Source organism: Halostagnicola bangensis, from assembly GCF_054653435.1.
In genome coordinates this window covers 185145-199921 of sequence record NZ_BAAIGG010000001.1, presented here as the reverse complement: position 1 = coordinate 199921, position 14777 = coordinate 185145, and the positions used below count along the sequence as shown (strand labels likewise).

At 58.5% G+C, this 14777-nt stretch carries 12 protein-coding genes; 4 read left to right on the top strand and 8 right to left on the bottom strand.

The window, feature by feature from the left end; translation table 11 throughout:
• Positions 1-50 precede the first annotated feature (50 nt).
• The gene (locus ACYQ14_RS00970) at positions 51-179 is read right to left on the bottom strand and encodes a hypothetical protein (protein ID WP_459883903.1); all 129 of its coding nucleotides are present in this window, start codon (positions 177-179) and stop codon (positions 51-53) included.
• A gap of 92 nt (positions 180-271) precedes the next feature.
• On the opposite strand from ACYQ14_RS00970, the gene ACYQ14_RS00965 reads away from it, so the two are divergent.
• On the top strand, positions 272-700 hold the full coding sequence (locus ACYQ14_RS00965; RefSeq protein ID WP_459883901.1) for an SRPBCC family protein: 429 nt from the start codon (positions 272-274) through the stop codon (positions 698-700).
• A gap of 997 nt (positions 701-1697) precedes the next feature.
• A complete protein-coding gene (locus ACYQ14_RS00960) occupies positions 1698-2573 on the top strand; it encodes an alpha/beta fold hydrolase (RefSeq protein ID WP_459883898.1) in 876 nt (291 codons plus the stop codon).
• Positions 2574-2981: 408 nt separating this feature from the next.
• Here the strand turns inward: ACYQ14_RS00960 and ACYQ14_RS00955 are convergent, their stop codons facing one another.
• Positions 2982-3506 carry an SRPBCC family protein gene (locus tag ACYQ14_RS00955; RefSeq protein WP_459883895.1) on the bottom strand — a complete coding sequence of 175 codons (525 nt, stop codon included), beginning with the start codon at positions 3504-3506 and terminating at the stop codon, positions 2982-2984.
• Entirely contained in the window at positions 3503-3859 is a 357-nt protein-coding gene (locus tag ACYQ14_RS00950; protein WP_459883893.1) for an ArsR/SmtB family transcription factor, read from the bottom strand. Before ACYQ14_RS00950 ends, ACYQ14_RS00955 begins: the two co-directional genes overlap by 4 nt.
• Before the next feature lie 347 nt (positions 3860-4206).
• Between ACYQ14_RS00950 and ACYQ14_RS00945 the strand changes: the two genes are divergently transcribed.
• The gene (locus tag ACYQ14_RS00945; RefSeq protein ID WP_459883891.1) at positions 4207-7035 is read left to right on the top strand and encodes a sugar-binding domain-containing protein; all 2829 of its coding nucleotides are present in this window, start codon (positions 4207-4209) and stop codon (positions 7033-7035) included.
• A 65-nt stretch (positions 7036-7100) separates the two neighbouring features.
• On the opposite strand, the gene ACYQ14_RS00940 is transcribed toward ACYQ14_RS00945, so the two are convergent.
• Positions 7101-8090, bottom strand: coding sequence for a linear amide C-N hydrolase (locus ACYQ14_RS00940; RefSeq protein ID WP_459883889.1), 990 nt, complete (start codon positions 8088-8090; stop codon positions 7101-7103).
• 670 nt (positions 8091-8760) lie between these two features.
• On the opposite strand from ACYQ14_RS00940, the gene ACYQ14_RS00935 reads away from it, so the two are divergent.
• Positions 8761-9969, top strand: coding sequence for an inorganic phosphate transporter (locus tag ACYQ14_RS00935; protein WP_459883886.1), 1209 nt, complete (start codon positions 8761-8763; stop codon positions 9967-9969).
• 22 nt (positions 9970-9991) lie between these two features.
• Here the strand turns inward: ACYQ14_RS00935 and ACYQ14_RS00930 are convergent, their stop codons facing one another.
• From ACYQ14_RS00930 to ACYQ14_RS00920, 4 genes are all read right to left on the bottom strand, one after another.
• Entirely contained in the window at positions 9992-10423 is a 432-nt protein-coding gene (locus ACYQ14_RS00930; protein ID WP_459884178.1) for a universal stress protein, read from the bottom strand.
• Between the two features lie 343 nt (positions 10424-10766).
• Entirely contained in the window at positions 10767-11672 is a 906-nt protein-coding gene (locus tag ACYQ14_RS00925; protein WP_459883884.1) for an NAD+ synthase, read from the bottom strand.
• A gap of 812 nt (positions 11673-12484) precedes the next feature.
• Positions 12485-12772 (bottom strand): DUF8011 family protein, encoded by a 288-nt coding sequence (locus tag ACYQ14_RS22075; protein ID WP_488193322.1) that lies wholly within the window; start codon positions 12770-12772, stop codon positions 12485-12487.
• Between the two features lie 79 nt (positions 12773-12851).
• A complete protein-coding gene (locus tag ACYQ14_RS00920; protein WP_459883881.1) occupies positions 12852-14252 on the bottom strand; it encodes an FAD-dependent oxidoreductase in 1401 nt (466 codons plus the stop codon).
• Positions 14253-14777 lie beyond the last annotated feature (525 nt).

Sequence of the window (14777 nt, the reverse complement as noted above, 5' to 3'; positions counted from 1 at the left end):
TGTCTTTGGGGCCTCTATCATCGCCGCCAGACTCGTTTCCGGCCAGAGCGTTACCGAACCCCCTTGTACGATGATGCCGATTCGACCGCAGCGAACGCCTCTCGAGTAGCGGGCACCATTCTATCGGTTTCCTCGAGTTTGGGGGTCGATTCGTCACCGAATTCGTAAAATCGGATCATACGTAGGACATAGACAAACAAGGTACAGTGAAAAACGCGTTCACATCCACCGAGTGCCAGATATATTACAGTGGCAATCAAATCCGCACTCAATGAAAACGGTTGAACTCTCGACTGAACTCGATGCTCCTCTCGAAACCGTCGAACGAGAACTCTCTCCGACGTCGATCGTCGAATATGCCAACACCTACGCGATCCAATCGGTCGACGAATCGAATTCGAAGACGGTACTGACTGTCACCGGAGACACCCTTCAATTAGTGCTCGAATTTACCGAACTTGACGACGGCTATCGTTACACGCAGGTCGGAGAGACCGGACCGTTCGAGGAAATGCGTACGGAAATCACGGTCGAGGGCGATGACCGGACTCGAGTCACGGTCAGGTCCGAGTTCACGTTTGGTGGCACGTTCTCGTTCATAAAGAACTGGCTCGGGACCAGCATTCGTCGGAGCGAACTCGAACGCCTCCTTACGAATATGACCGACGACCTCGAGCGGTCGGACGCCGAGTCGCGATAGATTAATCGACCAAGACAAGGGACTGCAAAGGACAGCATTCATCAAAAATAAGTTCTCATTTCTTTGCTGAGTTGATCAGGACTGTCACCGATCACCGTCACCAACTCACCTCACGGGTCAAAGAGGTGGTCACGGAAGTGATCTGTTAGAGAAACGATTACGGGTTTTAGGTACCGTTCCCATCGGACGCGTCCAGTCGTACTACCGAGAGTTCATTATTCGGGATGTACTCCGAGAAAGCTCCGTTTTAGGGAACAACCCGGCAATTGTTGGGATGGTTGGTGCAGAGTCCGAGTGTCCCATCCCTCGTCGCTTTCCGAGTTCGTCGCGGAGCTCATCCTGCTCACCGGGCTTCGGCGACGGTTGAGAGATGTTCGACAGTCCGCTCTTGTTTCACCGAGCAACCGCCGATAGATCGGGGGCGAATTTCGATGTCGTACGCATCGATACCTCCGGACGAGCGTCGGAACCGACGCCGGCGTCGAACCGACATTCGTCGACAGGCCATCGACGGTTCGTTCACTAGTTCGCCAATATCACCGACGGTATGCGTACTAAATATGGGAATATTGTTTTAATAGATTGTGAAGCGATATTCGTGGTCGGAACGCTTCGTACCGGCTAAACTCGTATTCGATACGGCACCAGAGCGGCTCAAAAGAGCTCGCCACGAATGAGATTTTGGGAGTATCTGGCGATGCTAGATGAAACGTAGCGCAGTTCCAAACGATTGTGAAAGCCCGGATACGACCGAGCTATTCTCGAGTACCGAAAACGTTGGAATCGTATAATACGTACGTAGTAACGGGTGAATCGTCCGCCTGCTCTCGCATCCGGTGGAGACGACGAACGACCGGTTCCGCACGGTCTTCGACTGGACGCCACGGTATCCCATGTTTCGCGACGGATTGGAGCGAGTGGTTGAGACGTGGGTCAAAGCTGATAGGTTCGAGATCGCGCCGACGGGTATGAGTGGGTGGGCAAATAACCCACATCCATGTCCATCTACCGGTCGGCGGCGGGACGGCGGGCTCTCGAGCGGTGCTACGATACGGCCGTCGATCGCCTCGAGGTGGACGTAGACGAGCGAATCGTCGAAACGCGCTACGGGCCGACGCACGTCCTGCTCGCGGGACCGGAAGGCGCGCAGCCGATCTTCGTGTTCCACGGCGGGAACGCGACGAATCCGATGACACTCGCCTGGTACACCGCCCTCGCGGACGAGTATCGCCTGGTCGCGCCCGACACCGTCGGACACCCCGGAAAGAGCGCGGAGACGCGCCTCGATCCGAGCGGTGCCGAGTACGGGAAATGGGTCGTCGACGTGATGGACGCTTTCGACGTCGAGTCCGCACCGATGATCGGCACGTCCTACGGCGCGGGGATCATCGTCCGGACGGCGGCGTTCTCTCCGGATCGCATCGACAGCGCGGCGCTGGTGGTCCCGGCCGGTTTCGGGACCGGACCCGTCAGATCGTTACTCCGGATCGGAGTCCAGAGCGTCCTGTACCGGTACCTCCCGCGGGAGTGGGTGCTCGACCGAGTCGTCGCCGCGCTCGTCACCGACGCCGATTCGGACGACCTCTCGCGGGCGACTATCGCGGCCTCGCTCCGATACGTCGAACTGGAACGCAAGCTGCCCAACAGTACTGCGGCGGAGCTCGAGGACTTCACCGCGCCCGTCGCGCTCTATCTGGGCGAGGAGGACCCCTTCTTTCCGCCCGAAGCGATCGCGCCTCGAGCGCGCGAGCGCATTCGCTCGCTGTCACGCCTCGAGACGCTTCCGGATGAGAGACACATTTTCTCCACGGACGGTCGAGCGGACGTCACCGCACGAATTCGCGAGTTCCTCGAGGGGTGCAAGCGTCCATGAACGCGTCCGCCGGTCGGATTTGAATCGTCGCTCGGAACAGATCCGAACGAAAGGGCGATCCCTGCAAGCGGATCGTCTCGAGTGGGATCGGTTTGGTGAACAGTCGCTTCCTGGGACTTCTGACGCGAAGCGGTTCCTTGACATCCTCCCCGCCCTGAAGGGCGAGGATGTCAATGAACATTCGCCGACCCATCACGACCGCGCCGACGTTTTCGGTTAACTCCTCGATTATTTCGTCGTCTCCGTTCGTCTTCCCGCCGTCGAGACCGTGTCGCTCACGCCAGCTCTCCAGGTCGTATATCTACTCGTGAAGGCGGCCACCGTCGTCGCCGAGCGGATTGTCGGGACTGTCGTGGGGTCCGGCGACGTATCCGTCCAGCAACATCGATATGCTCGCACTCACGGCTATCACTCCGCATCACCCGCCGATCGACCGACGTACGTCTCGAGCTTATCGAAGCTCTGGCTCCAGCCCAGTTCCATCCCGTCGAGCGCATCGGCTACTTCGGGTGTCGCCGTCCGGACTTCCGCCTCCAGCGTGAGTTCGGTCCTGCCGTCACGGTCGGCGAACGTCACGGTCTGGCGAACCTCGAGCTGGAAATCGCCGTCGTCGTCCTCGAAGGCACGACTGGTGGCGACGAGTCGTTCTGGTTCTTTCACCTCGTGGAAGATTCCCTCGTCCGGATAGATCGTGCCGTCTGGGGCTTCCATGTCGATGCTGAAGGAGCCACCCGGTCGTACGTCCGTCTCGCAACGAGGGACCGTAAATCCCTTCGGACCCCACCACTGTGCCACCTGTTCGGGATCGGTCCACGCCTCCCAGACTCGTTCGCGCGGCGCGTCGAACGTTCGCTCGATGGTCAGGTCGTACTCGCTCGGTTCGAAGTCGTCGGATTCGTCTGCCGCCTCGTCGACCGGTTCGGTTTCTGTCATTGGCTTTCTGTCTCCAGATGGTCTGCGAGCGCGTCGAACCGATCCTCCCAGAACACGCGGTACCGAGTCAGCCAGCCGAAGGCGTTGGAAAGCGGCGCGGCGTCCAGGTGACATCGGCGCACGCGGCCGTCCTTCTCGACGTCGATGAGGTCCGCATCCTCCAGTACCTGCAAGTGCTTCGATACCGCCGCCAGGGACATCTCGTGGGGTTCCGCTAGCTCACCGACGCTCTCGGGACCGCCGGCCAGTTGCTCGATGAGCGCTCGTCGTGTGGGGTGGGCCAGCGCCCCGAAGATTGCGTCGAGATCGGGGTCGGGGTCGAGATCAGAATCGTTCCGCGTTCGTTCAACCATCCGGTTGAATAGATGTCGCGCTCTTATTTAACAGTTTAGTTAAATAAGAACGAACTTCCTTCTCCCGGCCCATTGGGGCGCTATGGACAAGCGTGGCGACTTCGACTGTCGGTCGACATCGGTGAAGCGTCTCAGTTGCTACCGCGAACGCACTCGTGTCAACGATCGCATGACGGAGCACTCGCCTCGACGAACGCCGGCTCGCTCGAGCGTCGCCCTCGAACGATCAGTCCGCGAGCCGACCCGGATCGAAATCGAGGGGCCCCACAAGCGATGGTGCCAGCTCCCTCGTCTCATACTGACCGGGACAGTAGCGCCTATATACACCCTTCCGAAAAGAGAAGATCGTGCAAACACTCTCATTGTCGGGACCGTGGGATCTTCGGCTCGACCCCGAACGCGAGGGCGGTATCGAAGCCCTGTCCGACGACGAAATCGACGGGACGGTGTTTCTCCCTGGGACGACGGACGAATACGGCTACGGAACGGAAATCGAAGATCGGCCACGAGATCATCTCCAGCGTACTCATCAGTACGAGGGGCCGGCGTGGTACCGACGAACCGTCTCCGTTCCCGATTCCTGGGCGAACCAGCGCGTGAGGCTACTACTCGAGCGGACCCGACCGACCGAGCTCTGGGTCGACGGGGAGCAAATCGGGTCACGAACGTGTTTGAGCACCCCTCACGTCTACGATCTCACCGGGGCAGTTGAACCGGGAGAGCACGAAATCGTCCTTCGAGTGGATAACACGGACGAGTCGATGGACCGTCCGGGGATACGTCGGTCACACGCGAGCACCGAACACACGCAGACGAACTGGAACGGCGTCGTCGGGGACCTCCGATTGGAAGCGACGCCGCGGGTCCGAATCGAGGACATCCGAACCGATCCAGATCCGAGCGACAACTCGGTCGACCTTGAGGTCGCCCTAACCAACGCCACGACGAGCGTTCTTGACGGGACGCTCACGGCCGCCGCTCGGAGCGTGAATACCGATGAGGTTCACGTTTCAGAGACGGGCGCGTGCGCCGTCTCGATCGCCCCCGATGACGGAACGAACCCGGATCGAACGACCGTCGAGTTTACCTACGATCTCGGACCCGATGCGCTCACGTGGGACGAGTTCTCCCCTGCCGTCTACGAGTTGACCGTCTCTCTCGAGGAAACAGACGGAGAGAACACCTTCGTCGACGAGTTCGAGACGACGTTCGGCCTCCGCGAGTTCGAAGCCGACGGCACGCAGTTTTCGATCAACGGAACGACCGTCTTTCTCCGCGGGCGGACCGACTGTTGTGTCTTTCCCGACACCGCGTACCCACCGACGACGACCGCCGAATGGGTCGAGCACATGGAGACCGCAAAAGACTACGGCATCAACCACTACCGCTTTCACAGTTGGTGTCCGCCAAAGGCGGCCTTCGAAGCGGCCGACCGAGTCGGGATCTACCTGCAACCGGAGTGTTCACAGTGGAACTTCGGCACCTCGTTCGTCGACGACGAGGGGTACGAGTACTTCAAGCGGGAAGCAGAGCGCATTCTCGACGCCTACGGTAACCACCCCTCGTTCGTCTGTTTCACCCTCGGAAACGAAAACAAGGGCAACGAAGAACGGATGGACGAACTCGTCCGCCACTGTCGAGCGATCGACGGCCGACGACTGTACGCCTACGGGGCCAACAACTTTCTCACCTCGCCACACCCCGGAGCGGCCGACGACTTCTTTATCACCGCCAACGTTCCCGAGGATCCCGAAGCAAGCCACTGGGATGTCGACCGAACACCCATCCGCGGAACCGGGCACATCAACGACTCCCCGCCGTCGACGACTGTCGACTACGAGAAGAAACTCGAGCCCTACGACCTCCCCGTCGTCGGTCACGAAATCGGCCAGTACCAGATCCATCCAAACTACGACGAGACGCGCAAGTATCGCGGGGTACTCCAGGCCCGTAGCCTCGAGCGGTTCGAACGCTCGCTCGCCGATCGCTACATGGAAGGCTCGGACAAGAACTTCCAGAACGCTTCCGGAGAACTCTCGATTACCTGCTACCGCGAAGATATCGAGGCCGCGTTCCGGACGGCCGGTTTCGGCGGGTTCCAACTTCTCGGCCTCGACGACTTTCCGGGTCAGGGGACCGCCATGGTCGGAATTCTCGACTCGTTCATGGAGTCGAAAGGACTGATCGAGCCCCACGAATGGCGGCGCTTTTGTGACGCACGCGTTCCGCTCCTCTCGTTCGACCGGTACACCTTCACGACCGGCGACGACTTCACCGCCGAAGCGGCGCTCGCCAACTACGGGCCCGGGACGATAGCGGATGCGACCACGGCCTGGTCGATAACCGGTTCTGACGGGTCGGAACTCGCGACTGGGGACTCGAGCCACGCTGAGGTCCCACAGGGTGATCTGGCAACCCTCGGAACGATCGACGCCCCGTTAGACGACGTCTCCGCACCCGCTCGACTCGAGGTAACCCTCGAGGTTGCCGGCAGGGATGTCGAGGACGGCTCTGCCGTCGATCTGCGAACGTCCTATCCAATCTGGGTCTACCCCGAAGAGTTCGAGTCTGCCAGCGAGGCGGACGAGTTTGGCGTTTCCCGTCGGTTCGACGAGGAGACGCGGGAGCGACTGACGGACGGCGAGACGATCCTCTTGCTTCCGGAACCGAGCGCGCTTCGATACGCTCTCGAAGGGTCGTTCCAGCCGGACTTCTGGAACTACGAGGTTTTCAAGCGAAACGGGAAGCCGGGTACCCTCGGAATGACGACGGATGCGGATCACCCGCTGTTCGACGCCTTCCCCACCGAGGAGTACACCAACTGGCAATGGTGGTCCCTGCTGCGGCGTTCGCGCCCGATCGTTCTCGACGACGCACCCGCCGAGTTCGAACCGCTCGTCCAGATAATCGATACGATCTACCGAAACCACAAGCTCGGCGTCTACTTCGAAACCGCGGTGGGCGACGGAAAGCTCGCCGTCTGTACGCTGGACCTCTCCAGGGACGATCCTGCGGTCCGACAGTTCCGCCACAGCCTCGAATCCTACCTCACCTCCGACGCGTTCGATCCCGAAAGCGCGCTCTCGACCGGCGTCCTTGACAGCGTGCTCAACTCCGGACAGGACGAAGAACGCACCTACGGCGACGACGCCGGTGCGTGGGTCGAACACGAGTGAGTCCCATCGGTGGGTCGAGAGTCGAGGAACTGCCGCGATCGAAATGATCGACCGTGGACGCGGTGCTACGCGGCCTGCAACCCGAGAAACGAAAAGGGCTCGGCGTCGGAGAGTTGATCGGACGCGTCGCTCGAGAAAACCTCGGACTGGTCCGGCCCCAACTGGAGAGTCCGGACGTCGGAACCGGCTGAGAAGTCGACGTTGTCGAGTTCGACCCAGAACACGTTGGGGGCAAGCGCCGACTCGAAGTAGTAGACGCCGTCCTTGTGGTCCGCAACCGTCCGCCAGCGCGTCGACGAAATGTGTGGCTCGTCCGGCGTGGTAATGCCGTGGGGCACCGAGACGTTCCGGATCACGCTGAACACGTTAGCGGTCGCGTCGCGGCGGTCCTCGACTTTGGGGATCGCATCCGTGTAGAAGCGCGCCCGAACGAATCGGTCGGCCGGGCGGTTCGTTCCCGGAAGCATGATCGTGCCGCCGATCTGCTCCCAGTACTCGGCCAGCGCACGCTGCTTGTCGTACGTCGGCGAGTTCGTCATGACCTGGTAATCGCGGTCGTGATGGATAACCAACTCGCCGTCGACGTACTCCATGATCGCGCTGTCTCCCGTTGCATCCGAGAGGGAAAGGTGAAGCGCCGCCAGCCGATCCTCTCCCGGGACGTTCTGGGAGACGACCACGAAGTTTTCGTCGCGAACTGCCTCGACGGCCTCGGATACCGTGGCAAAATTGTCGAGCATGTACTGCGCCCACAGCGAGATCGAGACGGCGGGTTCGTCGCCGTCCCAGTCCGGATACTCCGACTCGGGGAGCCACAGCAGGTTGGCCACCAGACCGGATTCGTTCATGCCGTCGGTAGTCGCGATGTCGTAGGCGGTGGCGACGACGCTTCCGTACTCGGCCGTCCACTCAATCGAAGCCGGACCGACCTGACCGTTGCGATCGATACCGCGAGGGAGCGCCCAGATATTGGTCCCGATATCTACCTTCCAGTCCATGGAACGGGCCGTGAGCGTCCGGCCTTCCGGGCCGAGATACACGAGTCGGGTACACATTTACGATCGACCTCCTGAGAAACAAGTCGACACTGTAGTCCTAAGCGTCATACCAGTGTTTGCACGCTGTCAATTTAGATAAAGTCCTAGCGCACCTGTCGTGGGACACGACAGTCAGTCGGACACGAGAGTCGACAACGCACAACCACAACGTTCATTCTCGAGACAGGCCGGCTCTGCACAGTGGATCGTACCGGTCTGCCGTCGCGCGGCGACCGCTCGGTCGGTTCGCGACTCGTTCCATCCAACAGAAATTCGTCCTTACCGACACCAGCGGCGCTCGAAACGGCCAGAAGCGGCTGAACAACTTTATTCGAACACCATAGTGACCTGCCGAACTATCACTGCTTGAGTGGCAAGGGCCAAATTGATTTTGCTCGGCACACATACTCATGACAACCCAGGATCTAGGCGTTTGTAGAACGGCTGGAAAATGTATGACCGGTAATTTGTCAGTAACGGACAGACAATCGAAATAAGACTGGAGGTACCTCACCTCGGACCACGATATGCTCCTCTTCAGAGGAAGACGACAGAACGCAGATCAGCGACAACTCGTCAGGACAATCACACAGGCGATCATCCCGCGAACTGGCAAGACAATACTTCTTGTACGTTCAACTGGTGTCGTTGGTAAGTCGCGGGTCGGACGACTCACACAGTTTTGGAAATGTCCGTGACGCTGACGTTCTGGGGCCTCGTCGGGCTTGCAACGGTGGCTTGTCTGTTTATGGCGTGGTCACTCGGGGCGAACAGCAACTCACCCCCGTTCGCACCAGCGATCGGTGCCAATGCTATCTCGACGATGCAGGCCGCCTTCCTAATTGGGATCCTCGCCGCAGCAGGTGCGGTCACCCAAGGGGGGAGTATTTCTGAAACAGTCGGCGAAAACCTGATTCTCGAGACGACGATCACGCCACTCGCTGCAACAACAGGGTTGCTGGTCGCCGCATCGTTCATGGCATTCGGCGTCTACACAGGCTACCCGGTTCCAGCGGCGTTTGCGACGACTGGCGCGATGGTCGGCGTTGGCCTTTCTCTCGGTGGAGACCCGGCATTCGACACCTATCAGCAACTTGGGATTTTCTGGCTACTTGTCCCGCCGACATCGGGTGGGATGGCCTTTCTTACAGCGACGCTCCTTCGCAGAGATGATATCCCTGAAACCGTCAGCGTCCCCCTGTTAGCAGCCATCGTCGCGGGAATCCTTGCCCACATTCGACTCGGAGTGATCCCCAATCCCGAGCGTCCGCAGGGGTCAGTCGCAGAACTTGTCTCACACATGCTGGGAAGCCCAACCCTTCTCGGAATCGACTTGTCAGTTATTGCCATCACTATCGGATTCGCCGGAATCGCCTTTCAATACATTCGGCGAAAAGTACACGTGTCGGCCGAGCAAGGAATCCGGACGTTCCTCCTCGGTCTCGGTGGAATTGTTGCGTTTAGTAGTGGCGGCAGCCAGGTCGGACTCGCAACCGGACCGCTGGAGGAACTGTACGGCATCGAACTCGGGCTACCCGGAACCGCGTTGTTGGCCATTGGCGCGACAGGTATCCTTATCGGGGCATGGATGGGCGCTCCGCGGCTGTTACAGGCGACCTCTCGAGAGTACGCCCAGTTAGGCGTGCGCCGCTCGATCGCGGCGCTCGTTCCCGGGTTTGTCATCGCCCAAACGGCAATCACACTCGGCATTCCAATTTCGTTCAACAACATCATCATTTCGGGTGTGATCGGTGGCGGCTTAGCTGCGGGCACTGCAGGCGTCTCCCGGCGGAAAATCGCCGTAACAATCACCTTCTGGGTGCTCACGCTGACGAGCTCTATTGTGATCGGCTTTGGACTCTACCAGCTATTCTCGACTCTTTTGGGTATTGAGTAAGGCGGCGACCCGTTCGTGGGAATTACCTGACGACCGTCACCGGCACAGGTGATTTACCGACCACAGCGGTAGCCACGGTCCCGAGCAGACGGCGAAGAGCGCTGCTTTTGGGGCCTCCGTGACCGCCTATCACCACGTGATCCACATCAGAAGCATCGATATACTCGAGAATCATTTCCGCTGGCTCCCCTGTCTCGACCGCCGATTCGACCGTGCGGTTCATGGCCGAAGCCTGATGGCGGGACCGTTCGATCAACTGGTCAGCTCGGTCATATGCTTCATCGAGCCGCGCCTCATCCGCCTCCAGAATGTTGCCTTCACTCATGGTTGCGTCAAGTGGCGTCACGATATTCAAGACAGTGATACGACAGTCAAAGACTTCGAGTGCATGAGAGAGAGCATCGTCGGCTAATGGCGAGCCATCTAACGGAACGAGCACATGCGATGGGGCCATATCCTCTGGTTCGGGACCAAGCATCTTGTAGCTCACGTTGGTCTCCTTTGTTTTCGATCAGTCCTTCGGTTTGAAGGAATTACAGAACGCTAAATATGAGTCCTAAATACAGCACGATTCTTTGAACCTACACTGACAGAAATCTCGAGTCAGTGATAACGTTCTTTCGTGTGTCGAAGATCAGTTCGTCCAGTGTACTGAACGCGGGTTTTGCAGTCAGTTCTGAACAAGAAACCCGCACTGCCCTTGCTGACAAGGGAAGGTGAGCGATAGCAATGAGGGGACGGTAACCGAGGCGAACTCGAGGCTGGTGGAGGAGAACCCAGTGTCGATGTCGACAGTATCAGTTCACGAGTGACCCAGCGTGCTCCGGACTCGAAGAGCGCATTTCACCGGCAGTTTCGAGACCCGGCTTCGGGGGAAGGGTTCGTTTGTGGACGGAATCGGCGTACATCGAGGCGATCTGCTCGGCGGTCTCGAAGTCGATAGCGAGCCCGTCGGCGACTTCTTCGACACACGCGTTGTGATCGGCCTCGGCCAGTCGGCGCAAAAACGGATCGATTACATCGTAGGTCGCGCCGAGATCATCCTCGTCGGTTTGACCCGCCAGTAACCCTGCGGTGGGATCTTTCGTAATGATCCGTCGTGGAAGTCCGATGTGTTGTGAGAGCAACCGGACGTCCGACTTGTACAGATCCCCCAGCGGGTAGAGGTCCGCGCCACCGTCGCCGTATTTCGTAAAGTAGCCGAGCAGGAGTTCTGATCGATTCGCCGTCCCACAGACGAGGCGAGATTGCGTGTTCGCGACGTAGTAGGCACAGATCATTCTCGAGCGGGCAACCACGTTTCCGAGCGCCGAAACATCGTTTTCGTCGGGGGCCATCGATGCCATCGCCTCCTCGAACGCGGCGACTATGGACTGTAGCTGCATTTCGCGGAACTCGATACCGAGTCCCTCAGCGATGGTCCGAGCCTCCGCCGCGTTTCGGCTATCCGTTTTCGAAGCCGGTAGTCCCAAGCCGAGAACGCGATCGTTTCCGAGGGCTTCGACTGCCAGCGCCGTGGTGAGCGTCGAGTCGATGCCGCCGCTCATCGGGACGACGACTCCCTCCGCGCCAGCGTTCGTCACTGTGCGTTCGATGAACTCGCAAATATCCAGCTTTGTCGCTTCCCATCTGGCGGCATCGTCGAGGAATCCGTCTCGAGCGGTTGGACAAATCGTCTGCGTGGTGGTGTGTTTCGTACTCATTGGGGGCAACTCATTCGACACAGTAGTGAACGTTCGTATACTATTTATCTACTTTGGTTGTTATCTCTTCGAGTGTTTGAGTTTATAGATGATCAAATAACCTACTATAGGTTGAAATTGTTCCAATAGACCATTTCAATCTACGCCAGAGACGTTCAAATCGGGTTAGTGGTTTTCTGACGGCAAAGACAGACTCTTCCCCTCGGTAGCGAGGGGTGTACTGAAGACAGTTGGTGTCTCGAGGGAGTGGGTTCGATGTCGTCGGTAAGTTCATTGAGGAATGCCTTGACCGGCTTTCGGAACTCCTGTTGGGGAATCGTAAGGAGCGGATTAGAGCCGGTGAGGTGGTCCTGATCCATTGTGATTTCTGCGGGTTTCCCCCCGCTAATAGTGAGGACACCAAGTTGCTCGAGAAGATTGACAGATAGAGAGACTGATGAGACATCCGCCCCAGTGATCGTGGCCAACTCCTTCTGCGTGAATTCTTCGAACGGGGTGTTAACGAGATGATGAAGGATATCCTGTATCGTCTGATATCGGAAGACTCGATCATCGGGAAAGGGGTAATCGAGGAGGACACGCGTTTGTTATTGCATGATAGACATGTTATTGCAGGATGTGCAAAATTATTGTGCTACATTCTGGTCGGTGACGGACCCGGAAACTGGCACAAAATCCATCCCTCGAAGCTCGTTCCTACTATACGGTCAGGATATCAAGTTCTACACCGACACACACACGAATCTCGAGCACGCAAACAATCCGTTCACGCCCGGCGATCGCGTCATCAAACCGGATGACGACAATCCAATTTATGGGAAGAAAGAGAGTCGAGAGAGATAGAAGACCATCAAAGCGACCGCGAATACCAACCCGATAATTCGAAGTCCCCCAGCGATCTGTTCACGCTCTTTCGGGAGAAGTTCTGGAATCCCTATCAGTATCCACAGTACGCCGAAGTGTAGTGCCGAAGATGGTCCACCAGGGTTAACAATACTGTAGTAACCGTATAGTCCGAGGAAGAAGAGACCTATAGCGATCCATACTGCCCCCGTACGGCGACCATCAGGTTCTCTGAACAGTCGCTTAATCACAACCATAACTGTTGGTCTAGTGGCATCAAATAAACGTCTTCGTATCGATTGGTTCACATCTACACGGGGATTGAGCTGCATTTCGTCAGGGAGGGCGATCACGAGGCGGCTCACCTTGTGACGATTTCTCGCGCCTGCGACGACGAGCGGGCCCGAGCTCGCGCCAGATGACTCGAGGGCGAAACAACACCGACGGCGGTTGCTCGAGCATGAAGACGGTCCACATGCGATTCGATAACCAAACGTCGGTGTGGGCACGGCGGGTCAGACGGTTCAAATACCAGTCGAAGATGGCCGTTCGTCGAGGAAGCGATCCCTCGGTTTGTGGAAACTCGAGATCGGCTCCGATCGTCAGGTCCCACGCGATATCGACGACATCCGAAGCGGCCTCGAAAAAGCGGTGTGCCATCCCGTCGCGTCCGCCCCTCGCAAGGACGTGATGGAGTGCCAATGCCTCCAACGCGGCGACCGACATTCCCTGTCCGTTGACCGGATTGAAGCTGGCGATTGCATCGCCGATAACGATCAGCCCCTCGGGAAACCGCTCGAGAGCTTCGTACCGGTACCGGCGGTTCGACCGGAAGGGATAGAAGGCGATGTTCTCGTCCGTCATCGGGTGCTCGTCCAAGAGGTCCGTTACCGTCGTGGTCGGCAGGCTCGTCGAGAACTCCCTGAAGCCCTCGGGGTCCGTCAGCGGATAGTCGCCGTGTACCCCGTGTAGGTTGAGTAGCCATCGATCACCTTCGACCGGAAAGACGAACGCGCCGCGAGTACGAGGTGCCTCGGCTTCCATAGAGATCCCGAGGTGGTCGTCCGCAGGGCGCTCGATGAACGTCGAGGCGTACCCGATGTCGATGGTAACCTCCTCGAGGGGCGGCGGATCGTATCCGCGCTTCTTGAGCCACGCGGGCGTTCGACTCGTCCGGCCAATGGCATCGACGACGAGATCGGCCGCGAGAATCTCCCGCTCGGAGTGTTTATTTCGAATCACCACCCCTTCGACTGCCGTTGCGTCTTCGTTAGCGACGTAGTCGACGAACCGACAGGGTGATCGCAGGGAAACGTTGTCGAACGAGTCGACGTGTCGGCGGACCAGGTGTTCGTAGAGGGCGCGCGTGGAGAGGTGCAACGATTGGCGGTCCGTAGTCACGAGGGTGTCACCCTGGACGAAGACTTGGAACTCCTCCCCATTTGCAATCACGCCACCGGCATCCAATAACTCGTCACAAAATCCCGGAAACAAGTCCTCTATAGTCGCCCGGCCGCCTTCTAAAAGCACGTGTACGTGTTTTCCCTGTGGAACTCCGGGTCGCGTTTCGATCTCGGCCGTGAGCTGATCGCGTTCGATCACCGTAACCTCGTCGAACGCATCCGCGAGGACGCGCGTTGTGAACAACCCAGCCATGCTCGCGCCAATTACGACCGCGTGGCCCTTCCGAGAGGCGATCCGATCACCGTCGTACCGCGGGACCGTTGCCAAGGTCATTGGAATCAGCCGTCATGTCGTCTACTTCCCGAAGGGCGTTAATTGTTACCAATTAACAATGAATGGGACTCGTACTGCACAAACGCTTTTGGAGTCGACATTCCACACCCAATACCACTATTACGTGATGAAATAACCGACCGGTAATTGAGGCGAATTACTACCCGCATTGACCGGAGCACCCGGGTTCCCGTGATACATCACTCGTCACAGTCTGCTGACGGCTCGAGCGATCAGCGCTCCTACTGACTGCTCGAGGGACGGCAAGTCAGGTAAAGGAAGGAACGTGATAAATACTAATTCGGGTCTTCTATTAGATTAGAAACGTCCGCGCGACTCATACTGCCGGCTGTAAGTCGTTCAAGATTCTCGCCGCCCCGGGGGTGCGAGAATCTTCACATAGTTACAGCCGGCAGTATCAGAGAGTCTGATCGGCCCGCCGCAGCACCACCGGTCGAATCGGCGTAATCGTCCTTCGGCGATCACGAACTCCGTTCCGTTTCTTTTTCGCTCCAGGTGGCTGTC

Excerpts from the sequence above, each read along its gene's own strand:
- ACYQ14_RS00935 (WP_459883886.1), top strand. The coding sequence starts at position 8,761 with ATGTCCGTGACGCTGACGTTCTGGGGCCTCGTCGGGCTTGCAACGGTG.
- ACYQ14_RS00940 (WP_459883889.1), bottom strand. The coding sequence starts at position 8,090 with ATGTGTACCCGACTCGTGTATCTCGGCCCGGAAGGCCGGACGCTCACG.
- ACYQ14_RS00970 (WP_459883903.1), bottom strand. The coding sequence starts at position 179 with ATGATCCGATTTTACGAATTCGGTGACGAATCGACCCCCAAACTCGAG.
- ACYQ14_RS00950 (WP_459883893.1), bottom strand. The coding sequence starts at position 3,859 with ATGGTTGAACGAACGCGGAACGATTCTGATCTCGACCCCGACCCCGAT.
- ACYQ14_RS00960 (WP_459883898.1), top strand. The coding sequence starts at position 1,698 with ATGTCCATCTACCGGTCGGCGGCGGGACGGCGGGCTCTCGAGCGGTGC.
- ACYQ14_RS00965 (WP_459883901.1), top strand. The coding sequence starts at position 272 with ATGAAAACGGTTGAACTCTCGACTGAACTCGATGCTCCTCTCGAAACC.
- ACYQ14_RS22075 (WP_488193322.1), bottom strand. The coding sequence starts at position 12,772 with ATGGTTGTGATTAAGCGACTGTTCAGAGAACCTGATGGTCGCCGTACG.
- ACYQ14_RS00955 (WP_459883895.1), bottom strand. The coding sequence starts at position 3,506 with ATGACAGAAACCGAACCGGTCGACGAGGCGGCAGACGAATCCGACGAC.
- ACYQ14_RS00920 (WP_459883881.1), bottom strand. The coding sequence starts at position 14,252 with ATGACCTTGGCAACGGTCCCGCGGTACGACGGTGATCGGATCGCCTCT.
- ACYQ14_RS00925 (WP_459883884.1), bottom strand. The coding sequence starts at position 11,672 with ATGAGTACGAAACACACCACCACGCAGACGATTTGTCCAACCGCTCGA.
- ACYQ14_RS00930 (WP_459884178.1), bottom strand. The coding sequence starts at position 10,423 with ATGGCCCCATCGCATGTGCTCGTTCCGTTAGATGGCTCGCCATTAGCC.